Genomic DNA, 16,617 nt, shown 5'->3' on the forward strand with positions numbered 1-16,617 from the left:
GACGTTCCGGGTTGGATGGCCAGATCAATCCCCGAGGAATGACCATGGCCAAGACCCCCAGCAAGACGCAGTCCAAGTCTTCCAAGCCGGTGACGGCAGCCGACCTGGCCGGGGTGGATATCGGCGGGGAGTCACTCCAAAAAGCGGACCCTGTTCCGGCGGATGCGGACATCGCATTTGCGTACAGCGAGCCGCAGGGCGCTGGCGGAGAGACCCGGCAGGTCGCAGGCGGCGAGGTGCCGACGATGACCACCCAGCAAGGCATTCCGGTTGGTGATGACCAGAACAGTCTCAAGCAGGGCGCGCGGGGGCCCACGCTGCTGGAAGACTTTCACTTCCGCGAGAAGATGTTCCACTTCGACCACGAACGCATTCCCGAGCGCGTCGTCCATGCGCGGGGCTATGCGGCGCACGGATATTTCGAACTCACTGACAGTCTTGCCGACGTCAGCCGCGCCGACATTTTCCAGCGCGTCGGCGAGCGGACGCCGGCTTTCGTGCGTTTTTCGACCGTGGCGGGCTCGAAAGGCTCGGTCGATCTCGCGCGCGATGTGCGGGGGTTCGCGGTCAAGCTCTACACCCAGGAGGGCAACTGGGATCTGGTCGGCAACAACATCCCCGTTTTCTTCATCCAGGACGCGATGAAGTTTCCCGACCTCATCCACGCCGCCAAACCCGAACCGGACCGTGCATTTCCGCAAGCGCAGACGGCGCACGACAATTTCTGGGACTTCATCTCGCTGACGCCGGAGAGCTTCCACATGGTTATGTGGGCCATGTCGGACCGCGCGATCCCGCGCTCTTTCCGCACGATGGAGGGCTTTGGCGTTCACACGTTCCGCCTCATCGACGCCAAAGGCAAATCGACGTTCGTGAAGTTCCACTGGAAGCCCAAGCAGGGGCTGCAGTCGGTAGTGTGGAACGAGGCGGTGAAGATCAACGGCGCCGATCCCGATTTTCATCGCCGCGACTTGTGGGACGCCATCAATTCGGGCGATTACCCCGAATGGGAGCTCGGCGTCCAGCTGTTCGACGATGCCTTCGCCGACAGCTTCGACTTCGACGTTCTCGACGCGACCAAGCTGATCCCCGAGGAACTGGTGCCGGTCCGGGTGGTCGGGCGCCTCGTGCTGGACCGGGTGGTCGACAATTTCTTCGCCGAGACCGAGCAGGTCGCGTTCTGTACGCAAAACGTGCCGCCGGGCATCGATTTCTCAAACGATCCGCTGCTCCAGGGGCGCAATTTCTCGTACCTCGATACCCAGATCAAGCGGCTTGGCGGGCCAAACTTCACGCATATCCCCATCAACGCGCCCAAATGCCCGATGCACCATTTCCAGCAGGACGGGCATATGGCGATGCATAACCCCAGGGGCCGCGCGAACTACGAACCAAACAGCTGGGGCCCGACCCATGGCGGCCCGCGCGAAGACCCGGCACGCGGGTTCACAAGCTTTGCGCAGGAGGCGGAAGGGCCCAAGCAGCGGGTACGTTCGGAAACTTTCGCCGACCATTACAGCCAGGCGCGTCAGTTCTTCGTGTCGCAGACGCCGATCGAACAGAAGCACATCGGCGACGCGCTCGTCTTCGAATTGTCGAAGGTGGAACGCCCCGACATCCGCTCACGCACGGTTTCGCATTTGCTGAACATCGATGGCGGTCTGGCGCAAACCGTCGCGGAGGGTCTCGGCCTGCCATTGCCGGATGCTGCGGCAGCAGCTCGTGAGCCGCTGGTGGACCTGCCGCCGTCGCACAAGCTGAGCATTCTCAAGAACGGTCCAGATAGCTTCAAGGGGCGCAAGCTCGGCATTCTTCTGAGTGACGGCGCCGATGCCGCCGTGTTCAAGGCGCTGGTAAAGGCGGTGGACAAGGAAAAGGCGGTCTATGAGGTTATTGCGCCCAGGATCGCCGGTGTCACGCTGTCAGATGGTACGAGCGTTGCGGCGAAGCAGAAGATCGACGGCGGACCATCGGTCCTTTTCGATGCCGTGGCGGTCGTGGTGTCGCACGAAGGCGCGGCCCTTCTTGCAGGCGATGCCGCTGCGAAGGACTTCGTTACCGATGCTTTCGCCCACTGCAAGTTCATCGGCTTCAGCGCGGAGGCGCAGGCCATCTTCGCCAAAGCCGGGATCGCCGAGGATCTCGACGAGGCCTGCAAACCGCTCGGCAACGCGAAGGACGCGGCCGGATTCGTCGAGGCGTGCCGCGCATTGCGATACTGGCCCCGAGAACTGGAGGTAGACCTGGATGCACGGCCCGCAGCCTGATCCCGCACTGTACGAGTTCGGGGACCAGGCACGAAACCCAGGAGGCGACGTCATGCCGCTTCCCGTTTCGTCCGGCGGATCGGGCTCCTTGCGTATCGGCATCATTTCACATCTCAAGTACCCGATTGCCGAGCCGTTTGCCGGCGGACTGGAAATGCACACGCATCTCCTCGCCCGGGCATTGCGGGATCGCGGCCACGCCGTGACCGTCTTCGCCTCGTCCCGGTCCGACGCAGCGCTCGGGCTGGAGGCCGTGTGCGACGCGACGGCACTGGACGAGGTCGGAACGGCGGAGGCGCACGATGTCGCCTTTTTCAAGGAGCATCACGCTTATCTCACGCTGATGAACACCCTGCGGCATCGCGACTTCGACGTGATCCACAACAATTCCCTGCATTACCTGCCGGTGTCGCTGGCGGACACTTTACCGATGCCGATGGTGACGACGTTCCACACCCCGCCGTTCTGCTGGCTGGAAAGCGGCGTGCGCATGTGCTCGGCGGCCAATCACACTTTCGTCGCTGTCTCGCGCTCTGTCGCCCGTTTGTGGGATCACGTCGCCCCAAGCGATCAGGTTATCCTGAACGGGATCGACCTTGAGAAATTCGGTTTCAGTCCGCAGCCCGACCCTGAGCCCTATCTGGTCTGGTACGGGCGGATTGTCCCCGAAAAGGGTCTGCACTTCGCCATCGAAGCCGCGCGATCGATCGGGGTGCGGCTGCGCGTCGCCGGGCCGATCCTGGATCAGGTGTATTTCGACGGCATGATCAAGCCGCATCTCGGCGACCGCGTCGTTCATGTCGGGCATCTGGATCACCTGGCGCTGGCGCGTTTCGTCGGCGGTGCAAGGGCCTTCCTGTGCACTCCCACCTGGGACGAACCATACGGCCTCGTCGTCGCCGAGGCGCTTGCATGCGGGGTGCCGGTCGCCGCCTTCGCCCGCGGTGCAATTCCGGAAATTCTCGACGAGAGCTGCGGCGTACTGGCAACGCCCGATGACGTTGCATCGCTCGCGGCTGCGGTGCGAGGAGCAATGCGGCTCAGCCGCTACGATTGTCGCAGACGTGCCGAACAAACCTGCGATGCCCGGCGAATGATCGAGAGCTACGAAGCGTTGTACAATCGCCGGATCGCGATGCACGCTGAGAGCGAATTTTGCGAGGTCCCGCTCTTACATGCTTGACGGCGAACCGACAAATCCGCTGGCTGCGGCGTGCGACTTTTGCGTGTGCGTTCCGGCTCGCGACGAGGAGGAGCGCCTTCCGGTGCTGCTCGCGGCACTTGCGCGGCAGACGCTGCCAGGCGTCATCCGCGTGGTCATCGCGCTCAACAACACCACCGACGCGAGCCTTGCTGTCGTCGCCGAGGCCCGCGCCGCGTTCAAGGGGCGATTGCATGTCCATGTCGAAGACGTGACGTTTCCGCCCGGCCTTGCCCATGCGGGATCTGCGCGCCGCCTGGCAATGGATACTGGGTTGTCGCTTCTGGCAGGTTCAGCGCAGGGCATTCTGGTCAGCACCGATGCCGATACGTGCCCGCCCGCCTGCTGGCTCGAAAACATCGCTGCGGCCTTTGGCCGCGGTGCGGATCTGGTTGGCGGACGCATCGAGATTGACCAGGCTGAGCCTTTGCCACCTGAAGTTGTGCGCCTGCGCCATGCCTGGGACAAGTACTGGAACGTGGTGCGAGCCATCGAAGACGAAGTTGATCCCCTCCCCTGGAACCCGCCGCCGCGTCATGGCGATCATACCGGCGCATCGCTGGCGATCCGCGCGCAGCTTTATCGCGAGTGCGGCGGGGTCCCGCTGCTTCCGAGCGGAGAAGATCGCGCCCTCGTCGCCGCCGGCATCGCTCACGGCGGCCGCCTCGCCCATCCCGGCAATGTCTACACCTTCGTCTCGCCGCGCCGTGATGGGCGGGCCGAAGGCGGGATGGCCCGCGCCATGGAGGAACTCTTCGAACTGGCGGCAACGTGCGCAGCCCCGGCCGCACCAAGCTACGAGCAGTGGCGCGAACGAGCGCTCTGGCGCCGCGGGATGCGGTCGCTGCCAGACGGACATGCACGGATACCGCGGGAAGAGATGCTGCTTGCGCCCATGCGCCGTGACATGAAACTGGAGATTGGACGGTGATCGACCGCCCGATCGGCTATTACGTTCACCATCATGGCGCAGGCCATCGCGCGCGCGCACAGGCAATTGCTGCCGCCAGCGAACGCCTTATCGTCCTGCTCGGCACCGGCCTCGGCGAAAACGGGATCGATCTTGCCGATGATCGCCCTCTTTCGGGCCTGTTCGATGGCTTTGACGGCGCCTCCTCACGCCCCGATGCGCTGCATTATGCTCCGCTCGATCACGAGGGGGTGCGCAGCCGCGTCGCTCGCATCACTGGCTGGATTGCCCAGGCGCGCCCTGCGATGATGGTCATCGATGTCTCTGCCGAAGTGGCGATGCTGGCTCGGCTGGCCTCGGTGCCGACGATCTGCGTACGGCTTAGCGGAAACAGGGACGATCCGGCGCACCTCGAGACGTTTCGCGCCGCATCGGGGTTGCTGGCCCCGTTTCACCCCGCCTGCGAATCCGCTGCGACGCCCGAATGGGTACGGGCAAAGACGCTTTACCTGCCAGGCATAGCTCAGGCACCGGCGGAGGCAGCACCGCTGGAAAAGGTTGTCCTCGTGGTCTTCGGCCAGGGCGGACCGACAGGTGATGGGGACAAACTTGCCAAGGCGGCCCGCGCGTGGCCGGGTTGGCGATGGCGCGTGATCGGCCCCGCTGCGGTGCCTCCGCAGCCACCCGGCAATCTGGAATTTGCGGGATGGGTCGCGTCACCAGAGGCCGAGATCGCGCGCGCTGCAGTCGTCATTGGTGCAGGCGGCAACGGTCTGGTCGGGGCGGTGATGGCGGCCGACCGGCCTTTCGTGTGCATACCCGAGGATCGTCCCTACGCTGAGCAGCATGCCACTGGCCATGGCCTTAAGGCGCTGGGCGCCGCGATCGTGCTGCCGGAATGGCCCTCTGCATGTTTCTGGGGGCGTATTCTCGATGATGCCGTGTCCATGTCCGGCGAAGGCAGGCGACGTTTGCGCGATCCGATGGCTGCCGAGAAGGCGGCGCAGTGGCTGGCTCAGCACGCCTCGCGTTCCCTTTCGCTGGCGGCACCGGGGCGATGAACAGCTTAAACCCGTCACCCGGCATCGCCGCGGATCCGGTTGGATGTGCGCGGGCGATCGCCGATCGGCTGGCCGATCTTGGTGCGCGGTATGATGCCGCGCCGGTCTTCCCTCTTGAAAGCATGCGCTGTCTCGCGGCCGCGGGGCTGCATAGGCACTTTGCGCCGGCCGCGAGCGGCGGCACGGTCTTCGCGGATACGCGGGAGCGATATCGCATCCTTATGGACGTCCTTCGCATCGCCGGGCGGGCCGACCTTAGTGTCGGGCGATTGCTCGAAGGGCATGTGAACGCGCTATTGCTATTCGAGTCGTACGGATCGGCGGAGCAGAACCGGCAGCTTGGGCGCGTGCTCGATGCCGGAGGCTTTTACGGGGTTTGGGCCACCGAACCGGCGCCGGGTGTCTCGATCGAGCTGGCCAACCGCACTCAGATGAGCCTGAAGGGGGCAAAGAGCTTCGCGAGCGGCGCAGGCGGACTGGCGCACGCGATCGTCACCGCGAGGCAGCCCGAGGGGGGGCGACGGTTGGTAGTGGTGGAAGGCGACGAAGCGGATCGTGCCGATCTCTCCGGCTGGCGCGTGCGCGGCATGCGAGCAAGCAACAGCGGCCTTTATGACCTTACGGGATTGCGGATCAAGGACACCGACCTGCTTGGACATCCCGGCGACTACGATCGCGAGCCGCGCTTCACGACCGGGGCCTGGCGCTTCGCCGCCGTGCAGCTTGGCGGCATCGAGGCGCTGCTGGGGGAGACCCGGCAGGCCATGTCGGACACGGCCCGGGCTGATCCATTGCAACGCGCCAAGTTCGCTGACTGCGTCGTCGCTGCACGTACCGCTTATCTATGGGTTCGCGAATGCGCGATGCGCGCCGCGAGCGATGACCTCGATGGACCAGCCTTTGCGCGCCTGACGCGCGGCGTTGTCGAGCGTGCGGGGCTCGATGTCATGGAACTAGCCGCGCGTATCGTCGGAACGCGCAGCGCGATGGACGGCCAGCGCATCGACAAGATAAGCCGCGACTTGTCGCTCTACCTGCGCCAGGCCGGACCCGACTATGCCCGCGATCAGGCGGCTTTGACGTGGCTCGATCACGACGCCTGGGGCGAGCAGGACGTGTTGTGGTGACGACCAGCCTTGCTGATCGTCCCTGGCGGTCGCTGCGCTGGCTGGTGCTGGCGCCGCATGCTGACGATGAAACGCTTGGAGCCGGCGCTCTTATCGCGCAGGCCGAAGCGACCGGGCACTTCGCGGGCCTCGTCTATCTCACTGATGGATCGGGTTCGCACCCGGCGGCGGAGAGAGGCGTGCAGCGACTGATCTGCGTCCGAAGGCGCGAGGGCGCCGGCGCGCTATCGCGGCTGACGGGTAGTCGACGAAATCGCCCATTCCATCTGGGCTGGAAGGATGCGGCCCCCGCTGCTCCGGGCAGTTCAAAATTCGATCGTTCGGTCATGACCCTGGCATCGTTTTGCGTGCGGCTTCGGGTCGATGCGATCGCGGTTACCGCCAGGCATGAACCCCACTGCGATCACGCTGCGGCGGCTGAACTCGCCTACGCGGTGAAGGGCCGGGCAAAGCGGCGCATCGTCGTGGCTGAATATTGCGTCTGGGCCGACAGGCCCGAACCGCGTCGATACCGCGCAATCCGCTCCGACGCCATGTCGCCCGGCCTGCGTCGATACGCGCTGCAGGCGCATCGCAGTCAACTGACCGCATCCCATGGGCATGGCTTTCGATTGCCGAAAGCCATGCAGCGCATGGCCGCGCGCGACACCCTGTTCGTGGAGAGGGGCATATGAGCCGGCATTTCACCAGACTGACGCCGGAGTATTTCGAAAGCATGTTCCAGGGCACGGAAGATCCGTGGAATCTTGAAACGAGTGCCTATGAAAAAGCCAAGCATGACCATACCGTGCGTATGCTGGGCAGCGGCGAATATCGCCATGCCTTTGAAGTTGGCTGCGCAAGGGGAATGCTGACCTGCCTGCTTGCTCCAGCCGTTCAGTCCCTGCTGGCAATCGACGTCAGCGGGACGGCGCTTCGCGCGGCACGAAAGCGGTGTGCTTTCTATAAGCACGTGATGTTTGCCAACATGCAATTCCCTGCGCAGGCGCCCGAGTCTGACTTCGATCTCATCGTGCTGTCGGAAGTCGTCTATTACTGGGACGATACGGATATCAGGACGGCCGCTGCATGGGTCGCAGACCATCTGCTCCCTGGCGGGGTCATCATCCTCGTCCACTGGCTGGGCGAAACTGATTATCCCCAAAGCGGGGACGAGGCAGTCGACAAGCTGCAGGATGCCCTGACGGGGTGTGTGCGCATCGAACGTGCCGAACGCTGCGGCGAGTATCGACTTGATGTATGGCGCAGGACGCCATGAGTACCAGCGTATTGACGATAGTACGCAATCGTGCCGGACATCTGGCCCAGCTTGTCGAAGGGCTGCGCCGCAGCGACACGGCGCCCCGTGAACTCATCGTGGTGGATATGGGCAGCACAGTGCCGGTCTCGGTCGAGGAAACCCCGTTCCCTTGCCGGATCGAACGGCTGGACTGTGAGGGCCTTCCTCTCGCAGCAGCGCGCAACGCGGCGGCGCGCGCGGCAAAGGGCGACACCTTGCTGTTTCTCGACGTGGATTGCATTCCGATGCGCGGCCTGATCGCGGCCATGAAGGACGTGCTCGATAGCGAGGATGGACTGGTCTGTGCGCAGGTTCGTTACCTGGGGCAGGATGACGCGCGATCAGACTGGGGAGAGGCCGACCTGCTTGCACGCTCATCGGGACATCCGGAACGCCGTTTTCCGGCATCAGGGCTGCGCCGGGTCGAGAATGCCGGTCTGTTCTGGTCACTTGTCTTTGGTATTCGCCGCGAACGCTACGCCGGCCTTGGCGGGTTCGACGAGGCTTTCACCGGTTACGGCGCCGAGGACACCGATTTTGGATTTAGGGCGAAGGCGGCACACGTACCACTGTTATTCATGGGCGGACCCGGCGCCTTTCATCAGCATCACGATGTTTTCGAGCCCCCGCTTCGGCATTTCAACGATATTTTGCGCAACGCACGCACGTTTCACGATAAATGGGGAACATGGCCGATGGAAGGGTGGCTCAGCGCCTTCGCGCAATCCGGTCTTGTCGAATGGGATGACAGGAGTCTGATAAAGCTGCGTGACCCGACCCGCAAAGAAATTGCCGACGCGCTGGTTGATTAAAGATGTAATTTGACATCAGCTTTGAAAAACCCCGCCGAAGCGGGGTCAATCGTTTTACTTCTTGCCGGTTCCCGGCTCCGAGGTCTTCGGTTCCTTGCCGTCTTCGACCCGGCCTTCGTTGCGAAGATCCCGCCCCTCCTGAGCCTTCTTCTGGCTCTCGGGCGACTTGCCATGCTCGTTAAGTTCCTCCTTCACGTAGCCAGCGGCTTCCTTGGCTTTGCCTTCGATGCTCATGATAATCTCCTCGTGCAGTCAGTTCGACAGACTGCCGCACACACTAAGCGCACAGCGACGCATTTAAGTTCCGATCTGATCGTCGGATCCGCGGCACGTGGAGCGGCATCGCCCGGTCATCAAAGAGAGCGCGCAAATGCATCGATCTGCGTTGCGTCTTGCGAAGATTGTCGCACCCCGCGGTGACTACTTGGCCTGGTCGCTTGGCGGCATATTAATTGAAACGACAATGCAACCAAAACTTCGTGCATAGCCTCCGGATCTGCTTGCAGATGGTAAGGAACAATCGCGCAGCAGGAACGACCCCGCCGGTCGAAAGTTAATGGTGCATGAAGATGACAACGACCCTAACGGCAGCCGCTGCTCTGGCATGCATGATCGCGGCTTGCGATGGCCCCAAAGAGAAAGCGGGTGCCGCCAAGGACGAAGCGGCCGCAAAGGCCGCAGGCGTATCATATGATGGGAACGGTCCTGCCGAACGCGCGGGTGAAGCTGCGGACCGCGTAGACCGAGCAGCCGTCAAGGCGCGCGATTCCGAGGCTGCTGCCCTTAAGAATCGAGGCAAAGCCATTCGTGCGCAAGCTGATGCTGAAGCCGAGAAGCTTGAGCAAGAAGCAGAGGCTCTGCGCGATCAGGCAAGAACCAAGGCGGACGCGCTCGCGCGGCAAGCAAAGACGCTCGAGCAGAAAAACTGATAGTCGGTTTGCGGGCCCGGATTTCAGCTGAAGGCCGCTCTTCCATGACTGCGCTCGACGCGAGGCGTTCCAAAAAATCAGCCAGTCCCTGGGGATCTTCGATCGGGAAGCGGCTGCGGGTTGAGAGGGTATTGGCACTGCATCGAGGATGTATGACGCGAAGCGATCAACCCGTTTAGCCGGAGATAGATGGGACTTATCCGAATGGCGGCCTGGGAGATGCTCATTGCGATTGTTTGTCATTTCAGGTGACTTTCAGCGCATTCGCGGAGGTGCGCATGGAACATTCGCGACAGTCTGCTTCGGATAGCCATCACGCTTTCTTCGGGCGTTAATCGGTAGTAATTACAGCATTCGGTTGATGCAGTCTTCCTGAACGCGTCGCTGTCGAAACGTCCGGGCTGCGACTGCCCGTTAAGCAGACCAAAACGTGAAGTCAGTGCGAAACTCGATCGCTTGCACAACCGGCGGCAGTCGAGCGATTCTGCCTGCAGAACGCCGCTTTAGTCAGTCACCATTAGCTCGATCCCGGCGCTTGCCGCTGGGGTGTCATCTGCTGGAATAGAGATTTCCTTGCACGCAGCGGTTCGGCTATGGCAGCTCGATAATGAGGCTCGCGAGCCCTTGCCATATCGGCAGTGGAGTGCGGCTTCCAGGGTCTTGCAACATGTCCACCGTGCCGATCGTAGATGACCATCTCGTTGCAGGCGATCTTCCCTTTCCCGCGGACAGCAGCAAATGCGCCGATCTCATCGTTCGCAAGGACTGGTCAGCGACACCCCTTGGCCCGATAGAGCGATGGCCGCAATGCCTGACGAGCGCCCTGTCCATCATTCTGTGCTCGCGGGTCCCTATGGCCATATTGTGGGGTGCGGCGGGCGTCATGCTCTACAACGATGCCTATTCGTATTTCGCAGGCGGGCGCCACCCTGATAGCTTTGGCTCCAATGTGCGGGAGAGCTGGCCGGAAATCGCGGAGTTCAACGATGCCGTCCTGAAAGCGGTCCTCACGGGCGAGTGCCTGCGCTACCGCGATCAGGAAATGACCCTGCTGCGCAGCGGATCCTTGGAACGGGTCTGGATGGACCTGGACTACTCTCCGATTCTTGGCGCCTCCGGCGTGCCGGAGGGTGTCATCTGCATCCTTACAGAGACCACCCGGCGCGTGGAGGCGCAGCGTCGCAGTGCCTTTCTCCTTTCGCTGTCAGATGATCTTCGTGCGCTGAAAACACCGGCCGAGATCACCAATCTAGCCGCCCTGCGCATTGGCGAACTGCTCGACGCCAGCCGGGTGTTCTACGCCGAGATCACCAGCGGCGGCATGATGACGGTGGAGCGCGATTATGCGCGGAGCGTCGGTTCCATTGCCGGTGTTCATTCGCTCGCTTCGTTCGGACCCGATCTGCTGGCCGCCTACCGCAGCGGCGCTCCGGTCGTGGTACGCGACGTTCCCGGCGACGAGCGCCTGAGCGCGCCTGCCCGGGCCGGGCTGACGGCCCGGGAAGTCGGCGCTTTTATCGACGTTGTTCTGTTCGAGGAAGAACAGTGGGTTGGCCTGCTTGCTGTGCAGAATGCCTCGCCCAGGGTCTGGAGCGAGGCGGAGGAAACCCTCGTTCAGGAAGTGGGCGTACGAGTAAAGGCGGCAATCGAGCGCGTCCGCGCCGAACGCGACCGATTGTGGGACCTCTCGCAGGACCTTCTCGCGCGTGCCGATTTTGCGGGCATGATGTCGGCGATCAATCCTGCCTGGACCCGGGTATTGGGCTGGAGCGAGAATGAGCTTCTCACGCGCGGCTATGCCAGCATAATGCATCCCGATGATGTGACGCATTCCCTGGACGCCATTGCCAGAATGGCGCAGTCGCGCGAGCCTGCACGCTTCGAAAATCGTATCGCGACGCAGGACGGCATCTGGCGAAGCATCGAATGGACGGCCGCCCCCGAACCGGATGGCATCAACTTCGTGGCGGTAGGCCGCGATCTGACCGATGCCAGGGCACAGGAGGCGGAGCTGGAGACAGCACAGGAAGCCTTGCGCCACAGCCAGAAGATGGAGGCCATAGGCCAATTGACGGGCGGGATTGCGCACGACTTCAACAATATGCTTACCGGCATCATCGGCAGCCTCGATCTTGTTCAACGCAACATTGCGGCCGGACGACTGGACCGTGTGGATCGCTACATTGCGGCCGGTAACGCGTCCGCGCAGCGGGCTGCCGCTCTTACCGCCCGTCTGCTGGCATTCGGCCGGCGCCAGTCCCTTGATTTGCGGACCACTGACGTCAATGCCCTTGTAACCGGCATGAGCGAACTTCTGGACCGTACGCTTGGCGAGCAGACGGTCCTGGAAACCCATTTAGGGGCCAGCTTGTGGACAGCGGCGACCGATATCAACCAGCTTGAGAGCGCGCTGCTCAACTTGTGCATCAACGCCAGGGATGCGATGCCGGGCGGTGGCAGGCTCATCGTCGAGACCGATAACATCGAGCTCGATCAGTTCTACACCCGCGATTACCCAGACCTTGTGCCTGGCGAGTACGTGGTCCTGAGCGTCAGTGATACCGGCACCGGCATGGACGCTTCGACGCTCGACAAAGTCTTCGAACCGTTCTTCACGACGAAACCCGTGGGACAGGGCACGGGCCTCGGGCTTTCGATGATCTACGGGTTCGCCCGCCAGGCTGGCGGACATGTGCGCATTTACAGCGAGCCGGGCGTCGGAACGACGGTGAAACTCTTCATGCCCCGTGCCTCTGGCGCCGTGGAAGCGGCTGAACAGGGCACACCGCAGCTCGCCCAGGGGCTGGGGGAAACCGTGATGGTGGTCGAAGATGATCCATCGGTTCGCCTCATCATCACGGAAGTGCTTCAGGAATTGGGCTACGAGGCGATTGAGGCCGCCGATGCCCAAGCGGCCATTCCCGTCCTGCAATCGACCGAACGGATCGATCTGCTGGTGACGGATGTGGGATTGCCCGGCCTAAATGGTCGTCAGCTCGCGGAAATCGCACGCGAGACCAGGCCCGACCTCAGGGTTCTCTTCATCACGGGTTATACGCAGGCAGCCTCGGCCCGATCAGGTTTCCTGCCTGCCGGCATGGAGATGCTGACCAAGCCATTCTCAGCGGATTTGCTGGCGACGAAAATCAGGGAGATCATCGAGCGGTGAAAACTTATGATGGCCCGGCTAGCCAGCGCGATTGCCTATCGAACTGGCAAACTGAAATGCATGGTTTCTTGACGCTTATCTGCCGCACCTGACAGATCGACGTTTGTGGCGGAGCGCCATGCGCGCGCCTGGCCAACGGTCAACTGATAGGTTCCAGGCCGAGCAGTTCCTCGGCCGCTCGCGCGAGATTATGGGCGGTGTAGGGCTTTTGAACCACCATCCTCGCCCTGTGCTCATCGGGAAGCTTCGCTTGCTCCCCGTAACCCGACGCGAAGAAGAACGGCACGCCCATTTCCAGCAACCGGTCCGCGACCGGGAAGCTCGTCTGGTCACCAAGGTTGATGTCGAGGACTGCAAAGTCCGGGGCGTAGCCATCGAGCGCGTCATGGGCGGCTTCAACCGTCGATACCGCGGTGAGTTCGGCACCAAGCCGGGTCAGGATATCTTCCGCATCGAGGGCGATGATCAGGCTGTCCTCGACCAGCATTACCGACCGTCCGCACAGCAGGTCCGCCGGCGGCGCATTCTGTGCGTGATGCGGGGGCGCCGGAAGCTTCACGTACGGCCCCTGATGATTGCGCGGGACGGAAACGTGGCGCGCCGGAATGCGGAACCTTGCCCGTACGCCCGCAGGATCGTAATGGATTTCAGAGGAGCCCCCCAGGTCATATGGCACCGAACGGTCGACGATCGTGGTACCAAAACCCTTGCGTGTAGGCGGCGTTACCGGCGGACCGCCTGCTTCTTGCCATGTGAGGACGAGGTCATTGGCATCATTGCGATCCCAGGCGATGCGTACTTCGCCGTCGCCCGACAAGCTGCCGTACTTTGTCGAGTTCGTGACCAGTTCGTGGATGACGAGCGCCATCGTTGAGTAGGCTTGCGGATTGAGCAGCAGCGGCGGGCCTTCGGAGCAGATCGATGTTTCCTTGTCGGCGGCAAATGCCGCCGCCTCCGCGTCGATGAGCGCTTGCAATGGGGCGGGTCCCCAGTGATCGTCCGTGATCTGATTGTGCGCGCGGGCAAGCGCATGGATGCGTCCATCGACCACCTTCACGAAATCGCGCACTGCATCCTCGTCGGGCTGCGATTGGCGGATCAGGCCGCGAATGACGCCAAGGATGTTGCGAACACGGTGGTTGAGTTCCGCGATCAGCAGCTCCTGGCGCGCATTGGCTTGATGCCGCTGCGCCGCAGCCTCGTCCGCAAGACGCAGGACGACTTCGATGAGCGTTGCCCGCAGTGTTTCTGCCACCCGCATTTCGGACGAGGTAAACGGCCGCGAGCGGCCCTCCACGTTCTCACGCCACTCGGCAAAGCTTTCGCGCGGCGTCAGGCGTGAGCCATTGGGACCGTAGGCGATGGGCTTGTGCGGGTCACCGGCCCAGCGCACCGATTCCCGCATCTCCGAGCGGAACAGCACGACATAGTCGCGCGGCGAGCGGGAAATCGGAATGGCAAGCAGCCCCGAAGCTTGGGGAGCGAATGCGGCGGCCTTGTCGACTAACGATCCGATGTGGTCCGTGGCAAACACCTTGCCTGCCGCTGTCCCGTTCAGGGCCCGGACAATGCGGCGGAAGTCATCCGTCGGGGGCGTCACGCCGGAGAAAGCATAGCTGCCGTTTAACCACACCCCGACACCATCGGCCGGGATCGCGCTGGTCAGGATGTCGGCAAGCCAATCAGGATCGTTGAGCAGGGTTTCATCTGACGCGACGGCACCCAGAAGCTGGTCCGAGATATCGCGCGCGCGGCGCTCGTACTCGATGAGTTCACGCCGCTCGCGGCTCTCGAGCCGCATCGAGAACATCTGGGCGAAGAGTTCGCTGACCGAACGGCGCTCGAAGGTAGGCGCGCGCGGGGAATAGTGATGGCAGGCGAACAAGCCCCACAGCTCGCCATCGACCAGGATGGATATCGAAAGAGATGCCTCGACGCCCATGTTCTTGAGGTATTCGATATGAATGGGCGAAACCGAGCGCAGCACGGACAGCGAAAGATCGAGTGGCTTGCGGTGCTCGTCGAGCGCGGGCACAATTGCGACGGGCACGCAGCTTACATCCCGGATGACCCGGATGAGGTTGCGCTTGTAGAGGGCTCTGGCCTGGCGGGGAATATCGCTCGCCGGGTAATGCAGCCCTCTGAAGGAGCCAATGCCCGACTTGCAGGCTTCGGCGACAACCTCGCCCGCACCGTCGGGTGCAAACTTGTAGACCATGACCCGGTCATAGCCGAGCAGCGCGCGAATTTGGCGGGCACCTTCCTTGTAGAAGGCTGGCAGGTCCGGCTGGTTATCGAGCCTTGTCATCATAGAGCGGACGGCGCCCGATGCATCGCCATTGCTGTGAGCGCCCGGCTCGGCTTCGATTATGATCTGGCCGCGCGAGTTGTGGATCGCGATGTCGAAGGGAGGGCCGTTCTCGCTGATCTGGCACCCGAACATGCGTTCGACCGTGTCCGGGGAAATCAGATAGGCGACCCTGTTGCGCAAGTCATGGACGAGCTTGGGCGGAAGGAGCTGAGTCAGCGGCGTTCCGATGGCCGCCTGGGCATCGAACGGCAGGAACTCGCCAAGATTTGCCGAGACGCGCGCGATGATCCAGTCAGTGCTGACCGCAATGAGGAATCCGACCGGTTGGATCGCCCCCAGGAGGTGAATCGGCTCCCGGTCGCAGTTCGTCAGGTCGACATGAAATTCCGCGTCAGCCACATTTTCCCCAATCAGTAAGGCCGCTACGCCGAAAAACTACCGTTCAACAAACCTGAATGCGGGCGGTTCCCGCCAAGTGCCAATGGCGCGGTGCCTATGAACCCAGTGCGAAATCCAGCGTGAGCCCGCTGGCATGCTGGATCAATTCCGAGGCTCTCGACGTTGCTGCTCAAAACATCTGGAGCAGACATGCCGGACGATTGCAGACCTTTTGCCCTTATCGCGGATGATGATCCTCTGGTGCGGATGAACTCGGCCGAGATTCTCGAGAATGCCGGATTTCAAGTATTCGAGGCGAGCGGCGTGGAGCAGGCGGCGCAAATCCTGGACGCCAATGGCGGCAAAATCAGCTTGCTCTTCACCGATGTCCAGATGCCGCCGAGCCAGCGCGACGGCTTCGAACTTGCCAGAGTGTGCGCCGCTGCCTGGCCGGGCGTTCATATTCTCGTTGCCTCCGGGATGGTCCAGCCAACCGAGGATGACCTACCCGAGGGGGCCATCTTCATAAACAAGCCCTTCAGTGCCGAGGTGGTCTATGATCGCCTGCAGGAGCTGCTGCCGGACGATGAACAACCAGCGCCGCTCAGGCAGGCAAACCCGTAAAGGACCGCTTTCCGGTATAGACTGTGCTGGTTGAAAGACGAGGCAGGTGAGCGTTGCTCACAGGTCACCTTGCAGCAGATGGCCGTTTGAGACCGGCAGTCGAGGGGTTCGCTTGTGTCGCAACGCCGCTCGCCGAAAAGTTTCCGACCAAACTTTTGCGGTAGAAACGCCGGGCGCGCGGATCGGGGAGATCATTACCGAAGTGTAGAAGGACACTTCAGGTCACCGGCCTGGAGGAATTCTGAAAGCACGGCCATCGGCCCCCGAGCCGCCGCAGGCGAAGCCCGGTGAGCTGGTAGGTCCACCGCCAGCTCAGCGGGTGCCGACCAATGCGACATTACCGCGGGAGACAACGTACCTTATGCGATGGACGATACCGATTATACCGTCCCTCGCCACGCCTTCTCCCACGGCATTGCGTATGCCGAGATCGAAGTGCGCCAGGACCTGATCAGCAATCTTGCCGGCCAGAAATCGTGGGCGCGTCGCCTGGGCGATGCCGCACGCGAGGCGCAGGCCATGCTGAATGGGAAAGGAGAATAGCTGCCG

Annotated in this window: 14 protein-coding genes; 12 read left to right on the top strand and 2 right to left on the bottom strand. The window is 62.6% G+C overall.

Annotation, left to right across the window (positions count from 1 at the left end; all coding sequences use genetic code 11):
- The first annotated feature begins 44 nt into the window (after positions 1-44).
- The 8 genes from katE to BES08_RS28110 all read left to right on the top strand — a co-directional run bounded on the left by katE (position 45) and on the right by BES08_RS28110 (position 8,657).
- Positions 45-2,267: a catalase gene (gene katE, locus BES08_RS28075; protein WP_231958399.1), complete on the top strand. Its 2,223-nt coding sequence runs from the start codon at positions 45-47 to the stop codon at positions 2,265-2,267.
- 88 nt (positions 2,268-2,355) lie between these two features.
- The gene (locus BES08_RS28080) at positions 2,356-3,450 is read left to right on the top strand and encodes a glycosyltransferase family 4 protein (protein WP_069710231.1); all 1,095 of its coding nucleotides are present in this window, start codon (positions 2,356-2,358) and stop codon (positions 3,448-3,450) included.
- On the top strand, positions 3,443-4,399 hold the full coding sequence (locus tag BES08_RS28085) for a glycosyltransferase family 2 protein (RefSeq protein ID WP_069710010.1): 957 nt from the start codon (positions 3,443-3,445) through the stop codon (positions 4,397-4,399). Before BES08_RS28080 ends, BES08_RS28085 begins: the two co-directional genes overlap by 8 nt.
- Positions 4,396-5,439, top strand: a complete 1,044-nt coding sequence (locus BES08_RS28090; protein WP_083274885.1) for a glycosyltransferase — start codon at positions 4,396-4,398, stop codon at positions 5,437-5,439. The genes BES08_RS28085 and BES08_RS28090 overlap by 4 nt, the downstream gene beginning before the upstream one ends.
- The gene (locus BES08_RS28095; protein ID WP_069710011.1) at positions 5,436-6,566 is read left to right on the top strand and encodes an acyl-CoA dehydrogenase family protein; all 1,131 of its coding nucleotides are present in this window, start codon (positions 5,436-5,438) and stop codon (positions 6,564-6,566) included. Before BES08_RS28090 ends, BES08_RS28095 begins: the two co-directional genes overlap by 4 nt.
- A 44-nt stretch (positions 6,567-6,610) precedes the next feature.
- Positions 6,611-7,240: a PIG-L deacetylase family protein gene (locus BES08_RS28100; protein ID WP_231958519.1), complete on the top strand. Its 630-nt coding sequence runs from the start codon at positions 6,611-6,613 to the stop codon at positions 7,238-7,240.
- Complete coding sequence (locus BES08_RS28105) at positions 7,237-7,824, top strand: class I SAM-dependent DNA methyltransferase (protein WP_069710012.1); 588 nt, start codon at positions 7,237-7,239, stop codon at positions 7,822-7,824. The genes BES08_RS28100 and BES08_RS28105 overlap by 4 nt, the downstream gene beginning before the upstream one ends.
- Complete coding sequence (locus tag BES08_RS28110) at positions 7,806-8,657, top strand: glycosyltransferase family 2 protein (protein ID WP_083274887.1); 852 nt, start codon at positions 7,806-7,808, stop codon at positions 8,655-8,657. Before BES08_RS28105 ends, BES08_RS28110 begins: the two co-directional genes overlap by 19 nt.
- Positions 8,658-8,711: 54 nt before the next feature.
- Here the strand turns inward: BES08_RS28110 and BES08_RS28115 are convergent, their stop codons facing one another.
- The gene (locus tag BES08_RS28115) at positions 8,712-8,891 is read right to left on the bottom strand and encodes a hypothetical protein (RefSeq protein ID WP_069710013.1); all 180 of its coding nucleotides are present in this window, start codon (positions 8,889-8,891) and stop codon (positions 8,712-8,714) included.
- 329 nt (positions 8,892-9,220) lie between these two features.
- On the opposite strand from BES08_RS28115, the gene BES08_RS32330 reads away from it, so the two are divergent.
- Both BES08_RS32330 and BES08_RS28125 read left to right on the top strand, forming a co-directional pair.
- On the top strand, positions 9,221-9,586 hold the full coding sequence (locus tag BES08_RS32330; protein ID WP_231958401.1) for a hypothetical protein: 366 nt from the start codon (positions 9,221-9,223) through the stop codon (positions 9,584-9,586).
- Positions 9,587-10,253: 667 nt separating this feature from the next.
- A complete protein-coding gene (locus BES08_RS28125; RefSeq protein WP_231958403.1) occupies positions 10,254-12,755 on the top strand; it encodes an ATP-binding protein in 2,502 nt (833 codons plus the stop codon).
- 139 nt (positions 12,756-12,894) lie between these two features.
- Here BES08_RS28125 and BES08_RS28130 read toward each other — a convergent pair whose 3' ends face one another.
- Positions 12,895-15,465 carry an HWE histidine kinase domain-containing protein gene (locus BES08_RS28130; protein WP_069710014.1) on the bottom strand — a complete coding sequence of 857 codons (2,571 nt, stop codon included), beginning with the start codon at positions 15,463-15,465 and terminating at the stop codon, positions 12,895-12,897.
- A gap of 189 nt (positions 15,466-15,654) precedes the next feature.
- Here BES08_RS28130 and BES08_RS28135 point away from each other — a divergent pair, with 189 nt between their 5' ends.
- Complete coding sequence (locus BES08_RS28135) at positions 15,655-16,068, top strand: response regulator (protein WP_008832989.1); 414 nt, start codon at positions 15,655-15,657, stop codon at positions 16,066-16,068.
- Positions 16,069-16,434: 366 nt separating this feature from the next.
- Positions 16,435-16,611, top strand: coding sequence for a hypothetical protein (locus tag BES08_RS33360; protein WP_197524513.1), 177 nt, complete (start codon positions 16,435-16,437; stop codon positions 16,609-16,611).
- Positions 16,612-16,617: the final 6 nt, after the last annotated feature.

Source organism: Novosphingobium resinovorum, from assembly GCF_001742225.1.
GTDB lineage: Bacteria > Pseudomonadota > Alphaproteobacteria > Sphingomonadales > Sphingomonadaceae > Novosphingobium > Novosphingobium resinovorum_A.

Excerpts from the sequence above, each read along its gene's own strand:
- katE (WP_231958399.1), top strand. The coding sequence starts at position 45 with ATGGCCAAGACCCCCAGCAAGACGCAGTCCAAGTCTTCCAAGCCGGTG.
- BES08_RS28085 (WP_069710010.1), top strand. The coding sequence starts at position 3,443 with ATGCTTGACGGCGAACCGACAAATCCGCTGGCTGCGGCGTGCGACTTT.
- BES08_RS28095 (WP_069710011.1), top strand. The coding sequence starts at position 5,436 with ATGAACAGCTTAAACCCGTCACCCGGCATCGCCGCGGATCCGGTTGGA.
- BES08_RS28105 (WP_069710012.1), top strand. The coding sequence starts at position 7,237 with ATGAGCCGGCATTTCACCAGACTGACGCCGGAGTATTTCGAAAGCATG.
- BES08_RS28110 (WP_083274887.1), top strand. The coding sequence starts at position 7,806 with ATGGCGCAGGACGCCATGAGTACCAGCGTATTGACGATAGTACGCAAT.
- BES08_RS28115 (WP_069710013.1), bottom strand. The coding sequence starts at position 8,891 with ATGAGCATCGAAGGCAAAGCCAAGGAAGCCGCTGGCTACGTGAAGGAG.
- BES08_RS32330 (WP_231958401.1), top strand. The coding sequence starts at position 9,221 with ATGAAGATGACAACGACCCTAACGGCAGCCGCTGCTCTGGCATGCATG.
- BES08_RS28125 (WP_231958403.1), top strand. The coding sequence starts at position 10,254 with ATGTCCACCGTGCCGATCGTAGATGACCATCTCGTTGCAGGCGATCTT.
- BES08_RS28135 (WP_008832989.1), top strand. The coding sequence starts at position 15,655 with ATGCCGGACGATTGCAGACCTTTTGCCCTTATCGCGGATGATGATCCT.
- BES08_RS33360 (WP_197524513.1), top strand. The coding sequence starts at position 16,435 with ATGGACGATACCGATTATACCGTCCCTCGCCACGCCTTCTCCCACGGC.